The following is a 24,039-nucleotide window of genomic DNA, read 5'->3' as shown; positions in this document are numbered from 1 at the left end:
AGCACACTATCGTATTCGAGTAGCAACGAATGGGCGTGATGCGTTTGGATTGGCATTGGCAACGCCTTCACCCGATTTAATTTTGCTTGATATTATGATGCCTGATCTCGATGGTTATGCAGTTTGCGAAAGACTTAAAGCAAATCCGCAAACCAAAGAAATTCCGGTTATCTTTATGACTGCCCGCACTCAAACTGAAGATGAAGCACGGGTTTTGCCGTTGGTGCAATTGATTATTTAACCAAACCAGTTCATCCACAACTTTTGCTGGCGCGAGTACGCGCACAATTGGGATTAGCAGAATTGCTACGAAAAGCACGCCAACAATGCCAAGCGACTGGTGAACAGGTACTTCAAATCACCCGCGAACGTGACGAACATTTGGCTTATTCCGAGCATTTGACCCGCGAAATTTTTCGGCGAGAATCAGCAGAAGCAGCGTTACGTGAAAGTCAGGCGCGATTTGATCGTTTAACCGACCGCCTTAAAGATCAAGTTATCTTTTTCAGCCATTCATTGCAGGGTGAATTATTATATTGTAGCGCGGGAGTTCAATTACTTGGTATCAAGTTATCGCCTGAGCAAGCAATTGGGCAAAATTGGGTTAGCATTGTGAATTGGACACCAGAATCTCTGCAGCGCAGAAATGAATATGATCGACAACTGATTGCAGGAGAAAAGCAAGTTATTGATTTTGAAATTTCTTTTCGGCATTCCGACGGCACTCTGCGTTATTTCATGGTTCATGAATACCTCATCCACGACTATGCACGGAACATAGATTTAATTGAAGGGATTTTAGTTGATATCACTGCTCAAAAAGCGCAGGAAGCGCAGTTACGTACACTGGTACAAGCAGTCGAACAGGCACAGGCATCAATCGTTATTTCTGATGCAGAAGGCATAGTACTTTACGTCAATCCATATTTTTCTGAAATCACTGGCTATACAAAAGAAGAGGTTATAGGGAATAACCCGCGTGTTCTCAAATCCGGTCAGCACGATGCGACTTTTTATGAAACGATGTGGAAAACACTTGCCAGTGGTCAATCGTGGCGCGGTGAATTGTAATCGGAAAAAAGATGGCAGTCTGTTTTGGGAATCTGCCGCTATTTCACCGATTGATGCGATGGACAATTGTGAACTATGTGGCGGTTAAAGAGGATATTGGTGATCGCAAAAATTTAGAACGTATTAAGAAGACGTTGAGCAAATCATGCGCCATGATCTTAAATCGCCGCTCAATGCAATTATCGGAATGCCACAGGTATTAGAATTGGATCATAATTTAACACCAATTCAGCGCGAGATGATCGGTTTAATTCGGGAATCAGGTTTGAACATGCTCGATATGATTAACCTTTCGCTCGATCTTTTTAAGATTGAAACGGACGTTATCAGTATCAACCTCAGCCTGTTGATTTATTGGCGTTGTTGGCACGTCTGATCCATACGTTTGAGAATAAAATCACGCGCAAACAGGTGACAATTCAGCTCAATTTCAATGGCGTTTGTCCGCCACAACAAATGCAATTTTTTATTGCTGCTGATGAACGGTTACTGTTTTCAATGCTATCAAATTTGCTCATTAATGCCATTGAAGCATCTAACTCGGGTACGTCAATTGCTGTTAACCTAGAACACCAACAGCAGACAATTTTAACTATTTGTAATTCAGGAACTGTACCGGTAGCAGTGCGTACTGATTTTTTTGAGAAATATAAAACTTACGGTAAACAAGGTGGCACTGGTTTGGGTACTTATTCAGCCAAATTGATGGCAGATGCTATGGGTTTTAAGATTGGAATGGAAACATCAGATATTGAGCATAGCACTCAGGTTTGGCTACACATTCCTTTGGGTTAAGCAATGTTATTCATTTCACAACTCAATTCTATTTTAATATTTTCATTTTTTAATGAAAGGTTAAGGCGTTTTTTTTGCTTAATGTTGTATTGCTGGTTGTTACTGTACGGGCAGTACGGCATGGCGGCGGATTCTTCTGCATCAAATTCTTCTACACCCAATGCACCAAAAGTTTTATTGAGTACCGCTGAACGTAATTGGTTAATCGCCATCCCGACATCGTGTTAGGCATGTCGGATCAGTTTCCACCTGCATTGATTCGTGCTGCAATGGTAGTTTATCCGGTATAGTAGTAGATTATTTAGAACTTATTAATCACTATTTGAACACTAAAATTCGGTTAGATGTAGGATCATCGTTGCAGGTTATCGGCGAGCGTGCAATACGCCATGAAATCGATGGATTAGCCGCTGCCGCAGCAAACCCATATTGGGATACTGCGCTGACATTAACGACTATTTATTTAAACACATATTACTATTTTTATATTCGCCAAGATGACACCTTAAAGAAGACGACGCTAATTGATCTCGTAGGAAAACGAGTTGGTATTATGAAAGGCAATCAACATATTCGGTTTATACTACAACAGTATCCGTCGATTCAGGTGAATGAATTCGATGATAATCTCGCTTTAGCTGTAGCCTTGGTAGATAATAATGTCGATTTGTTATTAGCGGAAAATACGTTGGAATGGTGGCGCAAAAATAATACTAGTCTAGCATTCAAAATTGGCGGATTACTGGAAGGCGAGCATAAGGAAGTATCTATTGCAATTCGTAAAGATTGGCCAGAATTGATCGTAATTATTAACAAGGCATTAGCTGCCATCACGCCTGAAGAACGTGCTCAGATTAATAATCGCTGGCTAAGTAATTCATCGTTCAATAACGCCGAACCAACGGTAGTATTAACCGCTGCTGAACGTGCTTGGATCATCGCGCATCCTGACATCGTATTGGGAACAGATCGTCAATGGACGCCGAATGTACAAATGACACAAAATGGCATTGTTGGCATCGAACCCGATTTACTATCCCGTATTAACGCATTAACTGGTGCGCATATTCGTCTTGAATTAGGCGATTGGACTGATATGGTAGCGCGGGCAGAACAGGGTGATTTATATGGGTTGGCGCTTTCTGTTGCGCATCCTGAACGTGCTTCGACGTTTTTATTCACGAATAGTCTTTACGGTGCAACCCGTTATATTTTTACTCGCAACGATCAGAAGCCATCCCTGCATAAAATGAGCGATCTTGTTGGTAAAAAAGTTGGGTTGTTACGTGACAATTTGTCAGATAAAAAAATTTTAGCAAAATGACCAGGGATTATCACGCTTGAAGATAACTATCAGGCACTGATAGGTCAATTATTAAACAATAAAATTGACGCCATTATTTCTGGTTTAGCGATGTTGCCAGCACTACGCAAACAATTAGTGCCTAATATCCAAGCAGCCTTTCCTGTTCCCAATAGTAACATTGATCTTTGTTATTCAATTCGCCGTGAATACCCTGAACTACATAGTTTAATGAACAAGGCAATGGCGGCGATTTCGCCGCAAGAGATGCAACATATTTTAAGCCGTTGGATATCACCGAATATCACTGAAAACACCATTAATTTAAGTTCCGATGAACGTATTTGGCTATCGAAACATTCAACGATTCGTTATGCCGTTAATCCTGACTGGGCGCCAATTCAATACATCAATCATGATAATCAGCCTAATGGGATTAGCCCTGATTATTTGGATCATATCTCCGCATTGATTGGCGTGCACTTTGAGCCAGTTAATTTGCCCAATTGGACAGAAAGTTTGCGCCAACTTGAGAGCGGTCAAATTGATCTGCTGCCGGCAATCGCTCAAACATTAGAACGCTCACAACAATTTCATTTTACTGCACCTTATTTGAGTTTTCCTGTAGCTATCTTTGCGCCCATCAATGCCCCTTTTTATGGCAATCTTGATGCGCTTTCTAACAAGCGGGTCGCGGTGATTGAAAATCATGCGATTGCGAATTGGTTACAAAAAGATCATTCCAAAATCACACTGCTGCCTTTTACAGACATGCAGCAAGCATTGCAGGCACTAGATGCGCGAAAAATAGATGCGTTTGTTGATAGTTTAGTGACCACAAGCTATACCCTAAGCCGCGAAGGGTTGGTACAGATTCGCATGGCCGGTACTACGCCTTATGAGATGTCATTAGGAATGGCAGTGCGTCAAGATTGGCCACAATTGGCGAGTATTTTAGATCGCGCAATTGCGACAATTTCGATGCGAGAGCGTGATAGTATTCAAAGTCGTTGGATGCAAACATCACCGTCGCCGCATATTGATTACACCTTATTATGGCAAGTAATCGGTGGTTCAGTTTTAGTTTTAGTTCTGATTTTGTATTGGAATTGGACATTAACACGAGAAGTGCAAAAACGTCAGCGGGCAGAGCAAGTATTGATCCGCAGTGATGCGTTATTACGCGCAACACAAACCGAAATGCAGATTTTAATTGAGCGGTCGCCAATTGCAATGTTGGTTGCTGAAGATTTAGAAGAGCGTATTGTGATGATTAACCAACGCTTTTCTGAGTTGATTGGATATTCTATCGCAGAAATCCCCGATATGACGCATTGGTGGTTGTTGGCAAATACAGATTCAGCGTATCGCGCCGAAATGCTGGCGCAGTGGTATATCCGTATTAAAAATGCGAGCTGCTGCGGTGGCAGTATTGAACCAATGGAAGTGCATGTGAACTGCCGCGACGGTCAAGCGCGAACTTTTCAAATTCATGCAACCACATTGGGTAAACGTTATTTAGTCGTATTTGTTGATTTAACTGAACAACGTGCTGCCGTGATACAGCTACAGCAGGCACAAGAGAAAGCAGAAAAAGCCAATCGCGCAAAAAGCGAGTTTTTAGCCACGATGAGCCATGAAATTCGCACTCCGATGAATGCTGTTTTAGGAATGCTTCATCTTTGTTTAGCAACTGCCCTCAATAATGAACAACGCGATTATTTAGAGCGTGCTCACGCAGCATCAAAATCATTGTTAATGTTGCTTAATGATTTATTGGATTTTGCCAAAATTGAAGCCGGGCGTTTGATATTAGAGAAAAACAATTTTGATTTAGATACGGTTGTTAATCAGGTGGTGGCAGTAATTGGTCACTCAGCAGAAATTAAAGGCTTGGGTTACAAATTATGCGAGCATCGGATTTGCCACGGGTGTTAATTGGCGATCCGTTGCGTTTGGAGCAAATTTTGACCAATCTCAGTAGCAATGCGGTTAAATTTACTGAATCAGGCAGCATTGAAATTGTGATTCGTAAATTGAATGAAACAGCAGATCGAGTGCATATCGAATTTCGGGTGCGTGATACCGGCATCGGGTTGAAGAAAGAACAAACGAGTCTATTGTTTCAGCGATTTACCCAAGCAGATAGTTCAATTACACGTCGTTATGGTGGCACTGGATTAGGATTATCTATTTGTCGGCATTTGGTTAGCATGATGGGCGGTGAAATCAGCGTTGAAAGTCGATACGGTATTGGCAGCACCTTTTCTTTTAATGCTTGGTTTGGTATTGCAGAAAGGTCAGCCTTATCACCCAAATTAGTACCGGAAATGGTATTGAATCGTGCACCTGCAATGCCGCTAGAAGTTGTAGCGGTAAATGATCCTGAATTCAAATCCATATTGCTTGAATTGCGTCGTCTTGCGCGTGAACACGATCCAACTGCGGAGGATTTTTTGCGTGAAAAACAGTTGCAGTGTGCAGCAGGATTATCCGCGCCAGTGCTTGCCGCGCTCAAAGGGCATTTAGAAATGTATCGGTTTGTTAAGGCAGTCGCATTACTTGACGGTTTAATTGGTGAATCCGAAACACTGGAAATGAATAATGATAATGCTTGGTATTGATCGTCTTTTAATTAACCCAACACTGCGCCAGCCATTGCATGGGCGGCGCGTCGCATTATTGGGACATCCAGCGTCATTCACCGCAGCAGGTCAGCACAGTTTGGATGCGTTAATGGCGCTGAATGAATTGAATATCGTCGCTGCATTTGGACCGCAACACGGAATGCGCGGTGATAAACAAGACAATATGATTGAGACGCCAGATGCAATTGATGTGCATCACGGTATTCCGGTGTTTAGTCTTTATGGAACGGTGCGCGAACCGACGCCCGCAATGCTCGATTGTTTTGATGTGTTGCTCATTGATTTACAGGATATTGGGACGCGAATTTATACCTATGTGACCACGCTAATTTATCTCCTCGAAGCCTGCGCTGCGCACAGTAAAACGGTATGGGTTTTAGATCGTCCCAATCCAATTGGGCGACCGCTGGAAGGCACAATTTTAGAATTAGGTTGGGAAAGTTTTGTCGGTGCTGGACCGTTGCTGATGCGTCACGGTTTAACATTTGGTGAATTGGCGCGATGGTTTGTGAACTCGCAGAAACTGGATATTGATTTACATATTATTGAAATGGAAAATTATCAGCCAAATGCAGCGCCCGGTTTTGGTTGGCCGGTTAATCAATTGCCGTGGGTGAATCCCAGTCCGAATGCGTCAAGTTTGAACATGGCGCGATGTTTTCCCGGAACCGTGTTATTAGAAGGAACGACGTTATCGGAAGGACGCGGAACGACGGTTGCGTTGGAAATCGTTGGCGCACCCGATCTTGATATGACGCAGATATTAGCGCGAATGCAGCGCGAATGCCCGAATTGGCTTAATGGTGTGTTGATTCGTCCTTGCTGGTTTGAGCCGACATTTCATAAACATGCAGGTCAACTTTGCGCTGGGTTTCAATTGCACACCGATACTGCTGCGTATCAACATTATCAATTCCGTCCGTATCGCTTGATGGCGCTGTTTTTCAAATGTCTGCGCTGGGAATATCCTGATTATCCACTGTGGCGACAATTCGCGTATGAATACGAAACTGAGCGGCTGGCGATTGATTTATTGACCGGCAGCAGTTTTTTCCGTGAATGGGTGGATGATTCCGCTGCGTTGCCAGAAGATTTCGAGCAACGGCTCTGCGCTGATGAACAACAATGGGCAGAAATTAGCGCACCTTTTCATCGTTATTAAGCCGTTGTTAATAACCGTTGCACCGTAATTCCCGCCAGCATTAAACCGAATAGCGACGGCAAATAACTAATGCTGCCATTCACAGCTCGCGGTCGTCCGCGCCCAGTCTCCTCCGGCGGCTGCGCGGGATGCGGTTGTTCATCCGACCAAACAACGGTTAAACCGGCGGTGATTCCGCGTCGCCGCAGCCGTTGCCGCACTTCCCGCGCCAGTGGGCAAATGCGCGTTTCCGCAATATCGCCGACCCGCACCCGCGTTGGATCAAGCCGCCCGCCCGCGCCCATGCTGCTGACAATCGGAATGCCGCGCTGCAACGCAGTTTCCAACAGCGCCAGCTTGCTATTCAGGCTATCAATTGCGTCGATGATGTGATCGAAGTGATTGGGAATTAACAGATTTTCTATGTCGCCAGCCGCGAGAAATTCGTCAATTCGCGTTACCTGACAAGCCGGATTGATGTCAACGATGCGCTCGGCCATGACCGCAGTTTTGCGCTGCGCGCCAGCGTCGAATGGAGCGCGACCAGTTGGCGGTTGAGATTTGAGGCAGCAACGTGATCGTGATCGGCGAGCGTCAACGCGCCCACGCCGGCGGCGAGTGCCTCGCAGCAAATGCGCCCACGCCGCCTAATCCGGCGATAAGTACGCGACTGCTGCGCAGGCGTTCAATGCCGGCGTCGCCGACAAGAATGCGGGTGCGTTCATAAAGTGGTTCGTGGTTGGTCATGGCAAATGCAATACGGCGCGAGCGTTGGCGGTCGTCGCAGCGGCGAGTGTCGCTGCATCGGTGTGGCGGAGTGCGGCGAGCGTGGCGAGCACTTCCGGCAGATATTCCGGGCTGTTGCGTTCGCCGCGATGTGCAGCACCAGCCATATCGGGGGCATCGGTTTCTAACACGAGGGCATCCAGCGGCAATTCGGCAGCAAGTCGGCGCAATTTGCTGGCGCGTTCAAACGTCAACGCTCCGCCAAAACCGAGTTTGAAACCCCGCGCCAGATAGTGCGCTGCCTGCTGCGGGCTGCCGTTGAACGCATGAACGATGCCAGTCACCTGTGGAAACCGCCGCAATGTCAATAAAGCTGCATCGTGGGCGCGGCGCACATGCAGCAGCACTGGCAAATTCGCCTCCTGCGCGATGGCTAATTGCGCAGCAAATAACGCTTGCTGGCGCGGCGGATCGCAGTCTGCGTTATAGAAATCCAAACCAATTTCTCCGATGGCGATGAGCGGTTGCTGGCGCACGGCGCGGGCGAGTGCGGCGAGATCAACCGTGATGTTGCGCTAAAAAAGCGGGTGCAAACCGAGCGCGGATGCAGCATTGGTCGATTCATTTTTGCGTCAGCGCACAGCGCCAGCAGTTTTGCCCAGCCACGGCGTAATGCCCGGCACGACAATATCGGTCACGCCCGCTGCCGCGCTGCGCTGCATGACGGCAGTGCGATCTGCGTCAAACACGGCAACATCTAAATGACAATGGGTATCAATCAGTGGCATGGCACAGTTTGATCCAAGGCTTGACACTCGAGGATTTGCCCTACTATTGGCACTCGTTATCGGTGAGTGCTAACAGCACCCTCATTTTCACTTTCAAATCTAATCAGGAGCACTGTTTTATGACGATTCGTCCTCTGCACGACCGCGTAGTTATTCGCCGCATGGATGAAGAACGCACCACTGCTGGCGGGATCGTGATTCCCGATTCCGCAACCGAGAAGCCGATTCAAGGCGAAGTCATCGCTGCTGGCAACGGCAAGATTTTGGAGAACGGCACAGTGCGTCCGCTGGATGTCAAAGTCGGCGACCGCGTGTTGTTTGGCAAGTATTCCGGCACGGAAGTCAAGATCGACGGCAAAGACTTTTTGGTGATGCGCGAAGAAGACATCATGGGTGTCGTTGAGGGCTAAACCTCCGCTCCAGTGTTTTTTTCAGTCAATTCAACTTTCTAATTAACTTTTCAGGAATGTAAACGATGAGCGCAAAAGACGTGAAGTTTGGTGGTGATGCCCGTGCCCGCATGATGGAAGGCGTGAACGTTTTGGCCAATGCGGTCAAGGTGACGCTCGGTCCAAAAGGTCGCAACGTGGTGTTGGAAAAATCCTACGGTGCGCCGACCGTGACCAAGGACGGCGTTTCGGTCGCCAAAGAAATCGAGCTGAGAGACAAGTTCGAGAACATGGGCGCACAGATGGTCAAGGAAGTTGCGTCGAAAACTTCTGACATCGCTGGCGACGGCACGACACTGCAACTGTGCTGGCGCAGGCGATGGTGCGTGAAGGTTTGAAAGCCGTCGCTGCTGGCATGAATCCAATGGATTTGAAGCGCGGCATGGATAAAGCCGTTGAAGCAGCAGTCGCTGAACTCAAGACCATTTCCAAGCCTTGCACGAATAACAAGGAAATCGCGCAGGTCGGCACGATTTCCGCCAATTCCGATGAATCCATCGGCAACATCATTGCTGAGGCAATGGAAAAGGTCGGCAAAGAAGGCGTCATCACCGTTGAAGATGGCACTTCGCTGAACAACGAATTGGATGTAGTGGAAGGAATGCAGTTTGATCGCGGCTATTTGTCGCCTACTTCATCAACAATCAGCAGAGCCAGAGCGCCGAGCTGGATAATCCGTATATCTTGTTGCACGACAAGAAGATTTCCAACATCCGCGAATTGCTGCCAGTGCTGGAAGCAGTCGCCAAAGCGGGTCGTCCGCTGCTGATCGTCGCTGAAGATGTCGAAGGCGAGGCGCTGGCAACGTTGGTCGTTAACACCTGCGCGGCATTGTGAAAGTCTGCGCAGTCAAGGCTCCCGGTTTCGGTGATCGCCGCAAAGCGATGTTGCAGGACATCGCAGTGCTGACTGGCGCGACGTGATTGCTGAGGAAGTTGGGTGTCCTCGAAAAGCGACCATTAACGAGCTGGGTACGGCCAAGCGCGTTCAGGTTGCAAGATGAAACCACCATCATTGATGGCGCGGTTCTGAGATCGACATCAAGGCACGTGCGAGCAGATTCGCGCTCAGGTGAGAAACCAGTTCCGATTACGACCGCGAGAAGTTGCAGGAACGGTTGGCGAAGCTGGCTGGCGGCGTGGCCGTCATTAAGGTCGGCGCGCGACTGAAATGGAAATGAAAGAGAAAAGGCGCGGGTTGAAGATGCGCTTCATGCGACTCGTGCTGCGGTTGAAGAAGGCATCGTCCCCGGCGGCGGCGTCGCACTGGTACGCGCTCAGCCGCAGTAAAGAGCTTGACTGGTCGAATCACGATCAAGATGTAGGCATCAAGATCGCATGTCGGGCGATGGAAGAGCCGCTGCGTCAAATCGTCGCCAACGCTGGCGAAGACCGTCGGTGATTCTGCACAAAGTCGTTGAAGGTTCTGGCAATTTTGGCTACAACGCAGCCAATGGCGAATACGGCGACATGGTGGCGATGGGCATTTTGGATCCGACCAAAGTCACACGCTCGGCGCTGCAAAACGCGGCTTCGGTTGCCGGTTTGATGATTACCACCGAGGCGATGATTGCCGAAGAGCCAAAGGATGACGCGCCAATGGCTGGCGGTGATATGGGTGGAATGGGCGGCATGGGTGGTATGGGCGGAATGGGCATGTAACTGTTGACTAAAATCTGTGCTTTTCTCAGAAAACCTACCTTTTTTATGGTAAGTTGACTTGGGTTTAAGCGTGTCGATATGCTACTTCCCGTGCTTTTTGCACCGTCCAGACCCGCTACGGCTGGACGTTTAATCCGTACGCAAGAGTCATATCAGACCTTGAAATTCTTTCAAGGCAATGGCAAAGACGGCGTATACAGACCTTTGAGAGTTTTTAGTAGCGGCGGCATGATGTAATTGCCCAGCGCACTGCGCTAATGTGAATGAAAAAAGCCCCGTGAATGCGGGGCTTTTTTTGTGTCTGTACTTTGCACTTCAGCGATGCCTATCAGCTTTTTTTACAATGCAGTTTCAAAGACAACCTGCAATCACGTCTGAAACCAGCAAATAACTGTCGAGTTTTTTTACAAAGCGGCGAACACACGGTTATTTTTGGAAACGGATAAAAACATATCGCCTTGATTTAAGATTAAAATTTATCTTTGGAATTATTTTTGCTTAAAGTTCTGAGCTTGTATTCATGGCGCATTTTGGCTAGTCAACTAAAGAGGTATCAGATGTTCAATAACATGACCAAATCGTTGCTCGGATTGGGGGGATTAACGCTTGCAGTGTTTGGAACTGCTCAGGCTTATCCGGTGAGTGCTCAACTTGAGATTACTGGTAGCTCTGAGGTCGGTATTACCGGTCACACCTTAAATGTTTCTGGGTGGACGCTATCCAATCTAGCGAGTTCCAGTCTTGATATTATTGGTTTTGATTTCACGATTGGAGACACTACTCGGCATTTTGATAACAAGGATAGTACTTATCCAACGAGCGGCAACAAGACCATAACGCTAAACAGCGGAAGCACTGACCGAGTTGACAACATTAGTTTGTCGTTCAGCGGATTTAATCGCACAGAAGCGTATCTATTTGCAGTTGATATTGATTCTGATTCACTCTTTAACCAGTGGGAAGCATTTAACACTGTCCTTTTTAACAACGGCAGTGCAGCAAACTCTGTGTTCAAAGTAACCTTTGCTGGCGGTGGCGTCCTTTCAATGACTTTGCCAGAAACTCCAGTGGCAGTGGTTGATGGCAAGACAAGCACTTACACGTTCACATTAACTGGCGAAGTCCAGTACCCGGCACACTGTTGTTATTAGCAGCCGGCATGATTGGCTTTAGAACTCGATTGCTGAAAGCATAGTTATCTTAATGGTGACGACTGAATAACGATACGGTCGTTACCATTTATAACAGCAATTTATTCACCCCCGACAATCAATAATTGCCTCGCGCAGTGCGCTTAAAAAAGCCCCGTGAATGCGGGGCTTTTTTTTGTGTCTGCGTTTATTCAAAAAATCCCATCAGAAAAAACCCCCTTTGAAAAAGGGGGGTTGGGGGGATTTAAAGCGGCAAGGATTGTGGATTGATATACGCATCCAATCGCGCTAATAACTCAGGAAAACGCTCCACGAAAAACAGCGGCTGCGTCTCGCGGGGATTATTCGGACTGGTTTCATTGCGCCCGTATTTCAAACCCTCCTCGGTCAAACTCCAGAACCATTTAATCTTGTTGCCGGTGCTCTTGCGGGAAAGATGTTCCAGAATGCCCATTGCTTCCAATGCGGGATTGACCGTCTTGGCAACGTGCTGCGCGAGTGGAGTCCGATCCCTTTCAATAGCGGCGTGATCGCTCTGACCAGTGGTTCATCGACATAATCCGGTAGAAAAGCAGAATTGATTTCTTTGTTTTTACAAACCTCAGCATACATCCGAATCACGCTGGTATCTGATATGCGCAATGTGCGAGCAGCAGATTCAATAATCTGAATCTCAATAATTGGCTGATAAGGCAACGTATAAGCATAAGATTGAATGGATGGTTGTTGCAGAGTTGATGCAGCAGCGGCTTCAAGTTCTTGCCAGCGGTCTACCAATTTAGCGGTGAACTCTGGTGAAAGCTGGGCAACTACAATGAAAGTGTCGCGCTTGTGGGCGTGAGTGAAAACGTACATCTCGCGCTTAACTGAAAACCCTAAGTTGTTGATTTCCTCGAAAACCTCAATTTGAGGAAGCCGGATAGTGCCGCGTTCAGCGAGCGTCTCGATGGTACGCTTAACGTTGTCGTGGCGCTTTTCAACAAGATCAGCGATCTCGCGGGAAGTCATGGTGAGTGGTAATGCGGAAAGAGTGTTGCAAGTTTTCATTATGGAGACCTCTGTATTTGCTTTGATGTAAAGCCTCGAATTAGATTCGAGGCAGTCGGGAGGATCAAAACGGCTACAGGCACCGCGTAGTTATTCCTGATTATTCAGTTATTCACCACCGCTCCCGACGGATTACTATTATAAATAGTGCGGGCAAAAAAATACCGCCTGTCTATCGGGGCGTTTCCGCCTGTACGAGGTTTTGACTCCTCTTGGGACATAGCAAAACACGCCAACAAACCAATGTCAACTACTAAATCAATCTGCTTTTCCCCGCGCCAGATTCAACGCTAATAATCGCTGTAAAATCTCCGCTTCATTCAATTCCGCTGCGTTATTTTCCCAGCCATAAGCTGCGGCGACTGCCTGATCTAATTTGACATGTGCATTCACCAACCACGCCGGTTTTTTATTATACAAATTGGTCAGAGTGCGTTGTTTTAGTTGCGCAGCAAATGCGGGTTTAGCAATGATTCGATCAGGATAGCCAGCGACAATTTCCGGCTGGTGTTCAATCCATTCTGGCGGATTTAACCAATTCTCACGCAATTGATTAAGTTGAAATGCTGCCTCAGCAATAGCGATTGCATGATCTCGGTATTCTGCTGCAACCGTCGGAATGATTGCACCGCTGTCTAAAGTTTCAATTCCATCGCCAGTATCCGCTGGCGTTAAACCAATTGGAAATGGAAAGGTTTCAAAACAGGATTTAGCGTTATATGTTGGATCGTTACCTGTACCATGCCATGAGCAGGTTGCTAGTGACCAAGTTTGATGAATCTGTGATGATAAAATTCCGAACGTCATATCATCAGATCGCGCAACAATTACTAATCGCGTGTCAGGCAAAACAGTTTTATCTAACCAAACAAATAACCGATATTTAGAAACTCGCGGAGTGCAAATATAACGCGGCAATCCAGTTAACGCTTCGCGCATATCAGGACGTGAACACCAAAGCTGCCACCATGTTTCATATTGTCGCTGCAAATGTTGCGTATTTTTATTTTCAATTTGCCATTCCGTGATTTTCTTTTCGATAACGCACTTAACGTTATTGATAACATGTTGAAATGGTTCTTCATAAAATGCAGCGTTCGACTCTTTCATGTTGAAACCAAAATCAATAATCCATGTATCAGATGGACGGCGCGTGATGTCCATTCCGTTTACCCAAGGGCGCACAACATCGCTATTCGGTTTGCCGTGTGGATTTGGTTCTGTTAACCACTGCCGCGCCAATTCACCAGTAATATCAAAACTGCCGCTTTTCTGCGTACCAATAAAACAAATTCTACCATTACTTACTAAAATTTTTGCTTGCGTGATGTCCGACCCAGCATCAATTGCACCAGCCGTCAAATCTGCATAAATTGCCGCGACTGCTTCATTATTCAAAATTGGCGTTAATACCGTATTCCCAAAACAAATCAAACTGACGCGCACCGCAGCGCCGCTGTTAATCCAAGGCTCATCTGACCACGCATTAAAAATGGTCGTCGTTGCACAAATCCGTTCTAATACTTGACGATTTGCTCCTCCACGAATTGAATTAGTGGAAACCAAACCGGCAGCGTTGGCTTTTCCCGTTTCAATCTGCGCCCGCGCCTTTTCAAACCAATATGTCACCAAATCCGCACCTGCGGGAATGCGCCCCTGATAACAATTGCGCAGTCGTTTGACATATTCATCACCCATTGCACCGAGCATTCGTTTATCGCCCAAAAACGGCGGATTTCCGACAATCACATCAGCGGCTGGCCAATTCGGTTCTGAACCATCCGCATTCACCACTGCATCACGTTGTTCAATGATATTGATGGTTTTCAAAATTGGATTTTTTGCCAATGAAAACCCGTGATTCAGCATCCATTGAATTTCACCAATCCACACTGTTACCCGAGCTAATTCCGCTGCATAGGAATTCAATTCAATGCCCAGCACATTTTCTGGTCCGACCGCTATAAAGCTGCGCGGCAATCCTAAACGCTCAGATTCTAAAATCACCTCGTGTTCCAAATTTTTCAATCCGCGCAATGCCAATAATAAAAAGTTTCCCGAACCGCAAGCAGGATCAAGGACGCGGAAATTTTGCAGCCGATTGAAAAAATCCCGAAAAATGTTTTCAATTTGATTTTGTGTTTTAGTGTTAAAAGACAGTGCCGCTTTCAAAGCCTTTTCTGCTGCCTTTTTTGCTTTTGTTGTGACCTGACTTTTGCTTAATTCATCGGCTTCCTGCTGCTGCTGAGTGCTTTTTTCAAGCAATTGATGAATGGTTAATTTTGCAGCAGCCCATTCTTCGCGCAATGGATCAAGCACCACCGGATTGACCAGCCGCATAATGGATGCCGGATCAGTGTAATGCGCACCGAGTTGTTCACGTTGATTTGGATCCAATCCGCGCTCAAATAACGTGCCGAAAATACTGGGTTCAATCGCTGACCAATTCAACTCCGCCAATTTCCGCAATTTTTGCACATCAGTTCCGGTTAATGGCAACGGCGCAGCAGCATCAAATAACCCGCTATTAAACCAATCAACCGGATCATTCCCAAAGAATCCACCAGTTGCCATTGTATTAAATAAATTGGTGAGCGTTTGCGGCAAATGTTCCAAACGCTTCTGCCCGTTTTTCAATAATTCACTAAACAGTTTATTTGGCAATAAACCAATATCTTCAGCGAAAAAACAAAACAGCATTTGCTGGCAAAAATGCGCGACCTGTTGGGTATCGTGACCACGTTCACATAATGTTTGTGCCAATTGACCAAATTGTCGCGCTGCATCTTCCGTTAATGCCGCTGTGGTGAGCGTGGGGCGCAAACGCTCCGGTTCAGAAAATGCCCATTTTAATAATTGCAATCTGGCGGGAATGCGTAAATCATCCAACTGCAACACATGTTCTTTAGAAACCGTCCCATTAAATGCGGTATGAATAATAATCCGTTCCATATCGGAAACAATTAACAACGGCGGATTTTCTAATGCGGGAGCGTAGCGATGCAGTTGGACAAAGGCTTCATTCAAGTTTTTGCGTTTGCCTTTGTATTCCCAGCCAAAGCAATTGCGTTTCCACACATCCGCCCAGCCATCGCTGCCCGTGGTTTTTTTCGCTCCGCGTTCAAAGCAATAACACGCGCCAACTGGATCAATTTCCGCTGGCGTTGGCTCATTTAATAATCGACACAAATCAATAAAATGCTCCTGCGATCCAGAGCTTTCTTTCAAGGTGGAGATTTGCCATTTGGCAATAAATTGTTCGGGTGTCATTAATATAATACTCTGGAATAAAATAGTCGATTTGGTTGCCGCTGTTGGCAACCCAACAACTTACGCCAACATCACTGCAATTGAATTGCATCGTTATCGCACAAGCGCAGGTTTTCATGCTTTGCAGTTGGGTTGACTGCGTCAACCTAACCTACGATTGCTGCTTATAAATAAGGAAATAAAGTCTTATTCTGCGCACATTTCACCCCGTTCTCTGTTTAGCTCCACGCATCAGCATTGCCTCAGATCAACCGATACCGCTAAACTTAGCGGCTCGCTTGACTGGTAAACACAATGCACCAGCTTGAGTAAATCCCTGTCGAATCCCGACACTTCCACGCTATTTCAACGTCTCATCGCGGAATTTATCGAAATGACCACCGAACGCACCCTATCAATTATCAAACCCAATGCCGTCGCTAAAAATGCTATCGGTGCCATTCTCGGTCGCTTTGAAGCCGCTGGATTGCACGTCGTGGCAGCGCGGATGCTGCATCTGAGCCGTGAACAGGCGTCAGCGTTTTATGCTATTCATCAAGGCAAGCCATTTTTTGAAGAATTGGTTGGTTTTATGACTTCGGGCCCAGTCATGGTGCAGGTATTAGAAGGCGATGATGCTGTTGCCAAAAACCGTGACATCATGGGTGCAACCAATCCCGCCAACGCTGCGCCCGGCACGATTCGCGCTGATTTTGCTGATTCTTTCACCGAAAATGCGGCGCATGGTTCCGACGCTCCCGAAACTGCGGAAATCGAAATCGCCTTCTTTTTCCCGGAAGGCGTGTGCCCACGCACCCGCTGATGCTCCAGCCATCCATGAGCGATACCCGCGCCAATTTGTTTGATCTCAGCCTTGCCGAGTGCGAGGCGCTGGCTGTGGAAATGGGCGTCAAAACGTTTCATGGACGCAATCTTTTCAAATGGTTGCACAAACATGGCATCACTGATTTCGATGCCATGACCGACCTGCCCAAAGCCTTGCGCGACCGACTGCGCGACACGGTGCGCGTGGAATTGCCGCGCATTGTCGCCACGCATCCGTCTGCCGATGGCACCATTAAATGGGTGATGGCGCTGCATGACGGGCAACGCATTGAAACCGTGTGCATTCCTGAAGGAAAACGCCGCACGATTTGCGTGTCCTCGCAGGTCGGCTGCGCGTTGGAATGTGCGTTTTGTGCGACAGCGCGGCAGGGTTTTAACCGCAATTTGACCGTCAGCGAAATCATCGGACAGGTTTGGCACGCCGCCCGCGAGCTGGCGCAACCGCCGACCAATGTTGTGATGATGGGCATGGGCGAACCACTGGCGAACTTTGATGCAGTGGTGAAAGCGATGGATATCATGCAGGATGATTTGGCATATATGCTTGCTAAACAGCGCGTTACCCTCAGCACTTCCGGCATTGTCCCAAACATTTACCGGCTCCGCGCAGTCAGTGATGTCTCGCTGGCGGTGTCGCTCCACGCACCGAATGATGCGCTGCGTGATCAATTGGTTCCGATCAATCAAAAATACCCGCTGGCTGAATTGATTCCAGCGTGTAAAGCCTATATTGGCCATGACAAGCGCCGTAAAATTACTTGGGAATACGTCATGCTTGATGGCGTGAATGACAGCCTAATTCATGCAAAACAACTCATTCGTTTATTAGAAGGCGTACCGTCTAAACTCAATTTAATTCCGTTTAATCCATTTACAGGTAGCGATTTTTGCACTTCACCAATGGAACGCATTGAGGCTTTTCGATTACGATTGACTGGCGCGGGAATTTTTGCGATGACCCGTAAAACTCGAGGCGATGAAATCGCTGCTGCTTGCGGGCAATTGGTTGGGCGCGTTGAAGACCGCACGCGCCGTATTGGTCTACCGGTGACGCAATCATGAATAAACAGTTACAACGCCATCTTGTGATCAGCGGATTCTGTGTTGTGCTCGCCGCTTGTGGCAGTAAACACAATATCCAAAAAACGGATGAAGCACTGGGATTAGACCCGGAAGATAGCCCAGCAGAACTTTATGTCCGTATGGCTGAAGAGTATTACAATCGAGGTCAAACTGATGTTGCATTTCGCCGTGCACAACAAGCATTAGAAGCAGATAATAAATATCCGCGTGCCCACGTTTGGGCAGCGTTTTTATATGAACAAATTGGTCAGGCAGCGGAAGCGCAGAAACATTACGAACGGGCAATTAAACTTGCGCCTAATAATTCTGATGTGCGTCACGCTTATGGTGCTTATGAATGCCGCCAGAAGCATTACGCTGAAGCCGATACGCAATTCAAAAAAGCACTTGAAAATCCAATGTATACGACGCCTTGGGTGGCAATGGTGAATGCTGGTCAATGCGCCGAACAAGCGAATGATGTCACCAAAGCCACGACCTATTACCGTGATGCGCTCACTGCCAATGCAGCATTCGGTCCAGCACTCGTTAAATTAGCCGAACTTGCGCATAAACGCGGTGATACCGCAACGGCAAAAAGCTATCTGGATCGCTATTTCGAGCCAAGTACGATTCGCACTTCAGCAACGGCGTATAGCGCATTAACGCTGGGTGTTACTGTAGAGCGTCAGCTAGGCAATCGCAAACGCGCCAGCGATTATGAAAAAATGCTGCAAAAGAATTTTTCTGAACCCAATAAAACTAACGCCACTTTATTAAAACCAAATTCTTAAGATTAGGCGTTAACGATTGAAATAAGTTGTCAGTGTTTCCTGCCGTCAACTGCCAGCTAAATCAATCGTTTTCGTTTATCTCACATCATTTTGTCAAAGCATGACCGTGAATTAAGTCATGCGCATCACCCATAAAATTAAGCTGTCAACAGCTTGTTCCAGAGGAATCAATGAATCAATCACAGATGATCGATGCTGATACGCCAGCCGGCGTCGATCTTGTCGGAAGTCCCGGCCAGCAGTTGCGGGCGCAGCGTCAAGCCCGTGGCATCGAGATCGAACGCATCGCCAGCCAGCTACATCTGCGCAAGGATGTGATAGAGGCGCTGGAGCAGGATCGTTATGAGGTGCTGCCTGCGACGGTCTATGTCGTCGGTTATTTGCGTAACTATGCGCGATTGCTTGATCTTGATTCTGTTCCATTTATTCAGGCTTATCACGCTGCGTTGCCACACAGCGCCGCTGTTACAATTGCGGCTGCACCGGAAGTGACGCCTGCGGTTGCGCCAGCGAATTCCATCTCGTTTGAATCTGTTGCTACGGAAAAGGTGATTGCGCCTGCGCCAGCCACTGAACCGACTGCGGCAACGCTATCATCATCAGAATTAACGCCATTTCCTAAATCTGCGGCGGCGCTTGCGCATCAACGTCATCTCGTAAGGTGGCTGATTAGCGCTGGTGTGCTTGGTACTGCGCTGGCGCTGGGTTGGATTTATCGTGCTGATTTAACTGTGTTCTTTGTGCCACCAGCACCGACGATAGAAGAGTCTGCTGCGTTAAATCTCAGCGCATCAACCGCAGAAACGGAACCGCCCATCACTGACACTTCAGCGCCATCATTTGAAGTAGAACCGGAAAACGTTCCAGCAACGACACCACCGGTGTTGCCACCAGCAGAAACGCCAGCAGCCATTCCTGCGAGCATTGCCACACCGCCCGCCATCGCTGAACCAGTCGCAGCCACATCTGATAGCACTGCCGCCGCAACGACTGCGCCACCAGAGGTAGTGGTGGAAGCTGTACGTTCAGCACGAATTCGGGTCACGGGCGCAGATGGACAAAAAGTGTTGAGAGTCAGACTACAAGCGGGTGAACGGCGCGTGTTAAGCGGAACGCCGCCGTATAAATTCGTCATTAGCAAAGCCAACGCGATTAAAGTCACGGTCGGCGGTCAACCTTTTGATGTGATGACACATGCGCAGGGCAATGCAACGCGGTTTTCGTTAGACCCAGCGACGTTTTTATCCACCACTTCAGCGCCTACTGACGCAGCGGCAGCTCCCGACGATGAGTAAACAATTGCAAGCAATTCGTGGAATGCACGACATCCTGCCGACGCAAATCGCGTTATGGCAGCGATTGGAAGACACCGTGCGCGGAGTGCTCGACAGCTACGGCTACACTGAAATTCGCACTCCGCTCGTCGAAGTGACCGAGCTGTTCAAACGTTCCATCGGCGAAGTCACTGACATCGTTGAAAAAGAGATGTACAGCTTTGACGACCGCAACGGCGACAGTCTGAGTTTGCGCCCGGAAGGAACGGCGAGCTGCGTCCGCGCTGCCATTGAACACGGGCTGCTGGCGCAACCGCAGCGGCTGTGGTATCGCGGCGCGATGTTCCGGTACGAACGCCCGCAGCGCGGACGTTATCGGCAGTTTCATCAGATCGGCGTGGAGACTTTCGGGCTGGCTGATCCAGAGATTGATCTGGAATTGATTTTGCTCACGGCGCGACTGTGGCGGCTGCTCGGTCTCAACGATTTTCGGTTAGAAATCAATTCGCTCGGCGATCCAGACGAACGCGCAGCGTATCGAACGCAACTGGTCGCCTATCTCAGCGCCCACGCCGCGCAACTGGACGCCGACAGCCAGCGCCGGTTGACCACCAATCCGCTGCGGGTGCTGGATTCCAAACATCCGCACACCCAGCAGATTGTCGCTGGCGCACCGGCGCTGATGGATTATTTGGGCGACGACACGCGCCGCCATTTCGAGCGCGTTTGTCACGGGCTGGATGCAGCGGGCGTGACTTATCGCATCAATCCGCGTCTGGTGCGCGGGTTGGATTATTACAACCGCACGGTGTTTGAATGGATCACGGACAATCTCGGCGCTCAGGGCACGGTGTGCGCAGGCGGGCGTTATGACGGTCTGGTGGAGCAACTGGGTGGCAAATCAGTTCCCGCCGTGGGTTTCGCCATGGGCTTGGAGCGGCTGGTGGAATTGCTGGAACTTGCCGGTCACGTCGCCGCGCCGCCGGTCGATGTTTATCTCGTCGCAGTCGGCGAAGCAGCGCAGCAGGTCGCGCCAATCGTGGCGGAACGGCTGCGCGATGCAGTGCCACGATTGCGCGTGCTCACGCATTGCGGCGGCGGCAATTTCAAGAATCAATTCAAAAAAGCGGACAAAAGTGGAGCGCGGTTTGCGCTGGTGCTCGGCGAATCAGAACTGGAACAGGGCTTGTTTAGCCTCAAACCGTTGCGCGACGAAGGCGAGCAGCAGTTATTGACGTTTGAGGCGCTGGCGACGTTTTTGGGAGAGCAGTTGTGAGTTACGAAACCGACGAAGAAAAAGTTGAAGCCATTAAAAAATGGTGGAAAGAGAATGGTTTATCGGTCGTTGCTGGTACGGTGCTGGGTTTAGGTGCGATTTCCGGCTGGCAAGCATGGATTGATTATCAACAGCGCGTTGCTGGCGAAGCGTCGAGCGCATTTGAGCAACTGTTAAGCAGCGCCCCGACCGAAAAATCCGAGGTCATCGTCAAGCAGGCAGCAGCATTAACAGATGATTTCGGATCAACCACTTATGCCAAATTAAGCGGCTTGGTGACGGCAAAGGCGCTGTATCAAGCGGGCGATGCAGCGGCTGCCATGACTGCGTTGCAGGCAGTGATTGCCGACGCGCCAGACCCAGCATTTGCCAGCATTGCGGCGTTGCGGCTAGCGCGGATTCAAGTGGCGGAAAATCAATTCGATGCAGCAGCAGCGACCATCGCTGCCCACGATCATAGCCCAGCATTTGCCGGTGAATTTGCGGCAGTGCGCGGCGATCTCGCTGCCGGGCGCGGTGATTTCGCCGCTGCGCGGGCAGCGTATGAGCAGGCGCTGGCGCAGGATTGCGGACTCGCGCCATTGGTGCGGCTCAAACGCGATAACTTGCCGCCAGCGCGGAGTTAGGCAAATGGGCGCGGTGCTGATGCGAATCGGAATGCTGGGATTGATCGGGCTGTTAACCGGCTGTGAATCAATGCCGTGGTTCGGTCAGGATAAAAATCCGACGCCGCCCACCGAACTGACCAAACTCGTCGCCGAAGTGACCATCACGCCGCGCTGGTCGGTGCGTCCGACGCAAGGCGCTGAAGGACGACATCTGTATTTGGTTCCGGCATTTGCTGCTGGGCGAATTTATGTCGCAGATGCCACTGGGCGCGTGGTTGCAGTGGACGCCGACAGCGGCAAAACCCTGTGGCAACGCGACACTGGATTGAGTTTCAGCGGTGGACCCGCGTTGGAAACGGATCGCCTCGTGCTCGGCACCAGTCAGGGCGAACTGGTGGCGCTTGCCGCAGCAGATGGACGCGAACAATGGCGCAGTCGGCTCGGCAGCGAAGTGTTATCCGTGCCGCGTTTCACCGGCGATGGTTTGATCGTGGTGCACACGCTCGACGACACGCTAACCGGCATTGACGCTGCGACCGGTAAAGAACGCTGGCATGTCGCGTATCCCGCGCCGGTGTTGACGCTGCGCGGCAGCAGTACGCCGACCTTGACGCCCAGCGGCGTGGTGGTCGGACTCTCCGGCGGCAAACTAGTCAAACTGGATACCCACGACGGAGCGCCGCTGTGGGAAGTGGTGATTTCGCGCCCCAGCGGACGTTCCGAGCTGGCGCGAATCGCTGACATCGACGCGGATCCGCTGCTGGTCGATCACCAAATTTACGTTGGTTCTTATCATGGCGATTTGGCTGCCGTGGATGTAGCGACCGGCGAAGTGCGCTGGCGGCGCGAGTTGTCGGCATACGCTGGGCTGGCTACTGCGGATGACAGTTTGTTTATCACCGATTCGCAGGATCAAGTCTGGAGTGCGGATTTGAACACCGGCGCGGGGCGCTGGAAGCAAGATGCGCTGCGTTATCGCCAACTGACTGCGCCGACCGTGCTGGGTCAATGGCTGTTAGTTGGTGATTTAGAAGGTTATGTGCATGTACTCAATCAAGCCGACGGTCGTCTGGTCGGGCGGATTCAGATCACCAAAAAAGATGGCATCACCGCCCGCCCGCTGCTGGTGGATGGTCGTCTGTATGTTTACGCGAAAGACGGCACGCTCACGGCGTTGACCGTTGGCGCAATGTCGTCGCCAAAATCCCCCCCGCCCCCCTTTTGCAAAGGGGGGAGACGAAAAGCTCCGCTTTGCAAAAAGGGGAGATGAAAAGCCCCCCTTAGAAAAAGGGGGGTTGGGGGGATTTATCTTTTCTTAATTCGCCACCGAGCCACACGCCCATGCTTCCCGTGATTACTCTGATTGGCCGTCCGAATGTCGGCAAATCAACGCTATTCAATCGCTTAACCCGCACTCGTGACGCGCTGGTCGCCGACTTTCCGGGCTTGACCCGTGATCGGCAATACGGCGTCGGTCAAGGCGGCCCCGCACCCTACGTCATCGTCGATACCGGCGGCATTGGGACTGCGCCTGAAGGTATTGAGGCACTGATGGAGCGGCAAGTTTTACGCGCCATCGAAGATGCCGATCATCTGCTGTTTTTGGTCGATGCCCGCGACGGTTGCACGCCGGAAGACCTCGAAATTGCTCAACGGCTGCGGCGGCTGGGCAAACCCATCACGCTGGTGGTCAATAAAAGTGATTCCACTAACTCCACGCTGGTGACTGCCGAATTTCATCGGCTCGGTCTCGGCGATCCGCATCCGGTGTCATCGACGCAGGGACACGGCGTCCGCGAGCTGCTGGAACTGGTGTTTGCGCAATTGCCGGATACTGAAGATGACGACGCGACTGATGCGCCCGAAGAAGGGATTCGCGTGGCGGTAATTGGTCGTCCTAACGCCGGAAAATCCACGTTAATCAATCGGTTGCTGGGTGAAGAGCGGCTCGTCACTTGCGATCTGCCGGGCACGACCCGCGACAGCATTTTCATTCCGTTTGAACGGCTCGGTCGCCATTACACCCTGATTGACACGGCGGGCCTGCGGCGGCGAGCGCGAGTGCAGGATGTAATTGAAAAATTCAGTGTCATCAAAAACGTTGCAGGCGCTAGCGGCTGCGAATGTGGTGATTTTGGTGATTGACGCGC

At 49.3% G+C, this 24,039-nt stretch carries 21 protein-coding genes and 4 pseudogenes; 19 read left to right on the top strand and 6 right to left on the bottom strand.

What is annotated here, in order from left to right; genetic code table 11:
• From CXB77_RS00885 to CXB77_RS00875, 4 genes are all read left to right on the top strand, one after another.
• Window positions 1–241: response regulator (locus CXB77_RS00885; RefSeq protein WP_197710941.1), on the top strand; the 241-nt coding region annotated here is incomplete at its 5' end.
• A gap of 62 nt (window positions 242–303) precedes the next feature.
• Complete coding sequence (locus tag CXB77_RS19490) at window positions 304–1,071, top strand: PAS domain-containing protein (protein ID WP_172452470.1); 768 nt, start codon at window positions 304–306, stop codon at window positions 1,069–1,071.
• Between the two features lie 145 nt (window positions 1,072–1,216).
• Window positions 1,217–1,447: a histidine kinase dimerization/phospho-acceptor domain-containing protein gene (locus tag CXB77_RS00880; protein WP_105072441.1), complete on the top strand. Its 231-nt coding sequence runs from the start codon at window positions 1,217–1,219 to the stop codon at window positions 1,445–1,447.
• Window positions 1,432–1,866, top strand: a complete 435-nt coding sequence (locus CXB77_RS00875) for a sensor histidine kinase (protein ID WP_172452473.1) — start codon at window positions 1,432–1,434, stop codon at window positions 1,864–1,866. The genes CXB77_RS00880 and CXB77_RS00875 overlap by 16 nt, the downstream gene beginning before the upstream one ends.
• Here the strand turns inward: CXB77_RS00875 and CXB77_RS00870 are convergent.
• Window positions 1,863–2,078 (bottom strand): hypothetical protein, encoded by a 216-nt coding sequence (locus CXB77_RS00870; RefSeq protein ID WP_105072439.1) that lies wholly within the window; start codon window positions 2,076–2,078, stop codon window positions 1,863–1,865. The two genes, CXB77_RS00875 and CXB77_RS00870, sit on opposite strands and share 4 nt — an antisense overlap.
• A 41-nt stretch (window positions 2,079–2,119) precedes the next feature.
• Between CXB77_RS00870 and CXB77_RS00865 the strand changes: the two genes are divergently transcribed.
• The 4 genes from CXB77_RS00865 to CXB77_RS00850 all read left to right on the top strand — a co-directional run bounded on the left by CXB77_RS00865 (window position 2,120) and on the right by CXB77_RS00850 (window position 6,979).
• Window positions 2,120–3,190, top strand: a complete 1,071-nt coding sequence (locus CXB77_RS00865; RefSeq protein ID WP_277949318.1) for a transporter substrate-binding domain-containing protein — start codon at window positions 2,120–2,122, stop codon at window positions 3,188–3,190.
• Between the two features lie 90 nt (window positions 3,191–3,280).
• Window positions 3,281–5,107, top strand: a complete 1,827-nt coding sequence (locus tag CXB77_RS00860) for a transporter substrate-binding domain-containing protein (protein WP_105072437.1) — start codon at window positions 3,281–3,283, stop codon at window positions 5,105–5,107.
• Entirely contained in the window at window positions 5,101–5,793 is a 693-nt protein-coding gene (locus CXB77_RS00855) for an ATP-binding protein (RefSeq protein ID WP_242445307.1), read from the top strand. The genes CXB77_RS00860 and CXB77_RS00855 overlap by 7 nt, the downstream gene beginning before the upstream one ends.
• Window positions 5,774–6,979, top strand: a complete 1,206-nt coding sequence (locus tag CXB77_RS00850) for an exo-beta-N-acetylmuramidase NamZ family protein (protein WP_105072435.1) — start codon at window positions 5,774–5,776, stop codon at window positions 6,977–6,979. Before CXB77_RS00855 ends, CXB77_RS00850 begins: the two co-directional genes overlap by 20 nt.
• On the opposite strand, the pseudogene CXB77_RS00845 reads toward CXB77_RS00850, so the two are convergent.
• Both CXB77_RS00845 and CXB77_RS00840 read right to left on the bottom strand, forming a co-directional pair.
• Window positions 6,976–7,705: pseudogene (locus tag CXB77_RS00845) on the bottom strand (tRNA threonylcarbamoyladenosine dehydratase). The gene CXB77_RS00850 and the pseudogene CXB77_RS00845 overlap by 4 nt on opposite strands.
• A pseudogene (locus tag CXB77_RS00840) lies at window positions 7,702–8,472 on the bottom strand (TatD family hydrolase). Before CXB77_RS00840 ends, CXB77_RS00845 begins: the two co-directional pseudogenes overlap by 4 nt.
• Before the next feature lie 119 nt (window positions 8,473–8,591).
• Here CXB77_RS00840 and groES point away from each other — a divergent pair.
• The 3 genes and pseudogenes from groES to CXB77_RS00825 all read left to right on the top strand — a co-directional run bounded on the left by groES (window position 8,592) and on the right by CXB77_RS00825 (window position 11,733).
• Window positions 8,592–8,882 carry a co-chaperone GroES gene (groES, locus tag CXB77_RS00835; RefSeq protein WP_105072442.1) on the top strand — a complete coding sequence of 97 codons (291 nt, stop codon included), beginning with the start codon at window positions 8,592–8,594 and terminating at the stop codon, window positions 8,880–8,882.
• A 65-nt stretch (window positions 8,883–8,947) separates the two neighbouring features.
• Window positions 8,948–10,582: pseudogene (gene groL, locus CXB77_RS00830) on the top strand (chaperonin GroEL).
• Between the two features lie 482 nt (window positions 10,583–11,064).
• Window positions 11,065–11,733 (top strand): hypothetical protein, encoded by a 669-nt coding sequence (locus CXB77_RS00825; protein ID WP_146108626.1) that lies wholly within the window; start codon window positions 11,065–11,067, stop codon window positions 11,731–11,733.
• Between the two features lie 244 nt (window positions 11,734–11,977).
• On the opposite strand, the gene CXB77_RS19485 is transcribed toward CXB77_RS00825, so the two are convergent.
• From CXB77_RS19485 to CXB77_RS00815, 3 genes are all read right to left on the bottom strand, one after another.
• Window positions 11,978–12,124, bottom strand: a complete 147-nt coding sequence (locus tag CXB77_RS19485; RefSeq protein ID WP_172452471.1) for a hypothetical protein — start codon at window positions 12,122–12,124, stop codon at window positions 11,978–11,980.
• Window positions 12,121–12,780: a Rha family transcriptional regulator gene (locus CXB77_RS00820; RefSeq protein WP_105072433.1), complete on the bottom strand. Its 660-nt coding sequence runs from the start codon at window positions 12,778–12,780 to the stop codon at window positions 12,121–12,123. The genes CXB77_RS19485 and CXB77_RS00820 overlap by 4 nt, the downstream gene beginning before the upstream one ends.
• A gap of 258 nt (window positions 12,781–13,038) precedes the next feature.
• Window positions 13,039–16,050 (bottom strand): class I SAM-dependent DNA methyltransferase, encoded by a 3,012-nt coding sequence (locus tag CXB77_RS00815; protein WP_105072432.1) that lies wholly within the window; start codon window positions 16,048–16,050, stop codon window positions 13,039–13,041.
• Between the two features lie 373 nt (window positions 16,051–16,423).
• On the opposite strand from CXB77_RS00815, the gene ndk reads away from it, so the two are divergent.
• From ndk to der, 8 genes and pseudogenes are all read left to right on the top strand, one after another.
• Window positions 16,424–16,852, top strand: coding sequence for a nucleoside-diphosphate kinase (gene ndk / locus CXB77_RS00810; RefSeq protein WP_105072431.1), 429 nt, complete (start codon window positions 16,424–16,426; stop codon window positions 16,850–16,852).
• 14 nt (window positions 16,853–16,866) lie between these two features.
• Window positions 16,867–17,937 (top strand): 23S rRNA (adenine(2503)-C(2))-methyltransferase RlmN, encoded by a 1,071-nt coding sequence (gene rlmN / locus CXB77_RS00805; protein ID WP_197710942.1) that lies wholly within the window; start codon window positions 16,867–16,869, stop codon window positions 17,935–17,937.
• Window positions 17,934–18,731, top strand: a complete 798-nt coding sequence (gene pilW / locus CXB77_RS00800; RefSeq protein WP_105072429.1) for a type IV pilus biogenesis/stability protein PilW — start codon at window positions 17,934–17,936, stop codon at window positions 18,729–18,731. The genes rlmN and pilW overlap by 4 nt, the downstream gene beginning before the upstream one ends.
• A gap of 170 nt (window positions 18,732–18,901) precedes the next feature.
• Window positions 18,902–20,026 (top strand): helix-turn-helix domain-containing protein, encoded by a 1,125-nt coding sequence (locus CXB77_RS00795; protein WP_105072428.1) that lies wholly within the window; start codon window positions 18,902–18,904, stop codon window positions 20,024–20,026.
• On the top strand, window positions 20,019–21,281 hold the full coding sequence (gene hisS, locus CXB77_RS00790) for a histidine--tRNA ligase (RefSeq protein ID WP_105072427.1): 1,263 nt from the start codon (window positions 20,019–20,021) through the stop codon (window positions 21,279–21,281). Before CXB77_RS00795 ends, hisS begins: the two co-directional genes overlap by 8 nt.
• Window positions 21,278–21,907, top strand: coding sequence for a YfgM family protein (locus CXB77_RS00785; RefSeq protein ID WP_105072426.1), 630 nt, complete (start codon window positions 21,278–21,280; stop codon window positions 21,905–21,907). The genes hisS and CXB77_RS00785 overlap by 4 nt, the downstream gene beginning before the upstream one ends.
• Window positions 21,908–21,911: 4 nt before the next feature.
• A complete protein-coding gene (bamB, locus tag CXB77_RS00780) occupies window positions 21,912–23,159 on the top strand; it encodes an outer membrane protein assembly factor BamB (protein ID WP_105072425.1) in 1,248 nt (415 codons plus the stop codon).
• A 71-nt stretch (window positions 23,160–23,230) separates the two neighbouring features.
• A pseudogene (gene der / locus CXB77_RS00775) lies at window positions 23,231–24,039 on the top strand (ribosome biogenesis GTPase Der); the annotation flags it as partial.

The sequence above is a fragment of the Chromatium okenii genome, from assembly GCF_002958735.1.
GTDB classification, from domain to species: domain Bacteria; phylum Pseudomonadota; class Gammaproteobacteria; order Chromatiales; family Chromatiaceae; genus Chromatium; species Chromatium okenii_A.
This window is presented reverse-complemented; position numbering and strand designations above follow the sequence as displayed.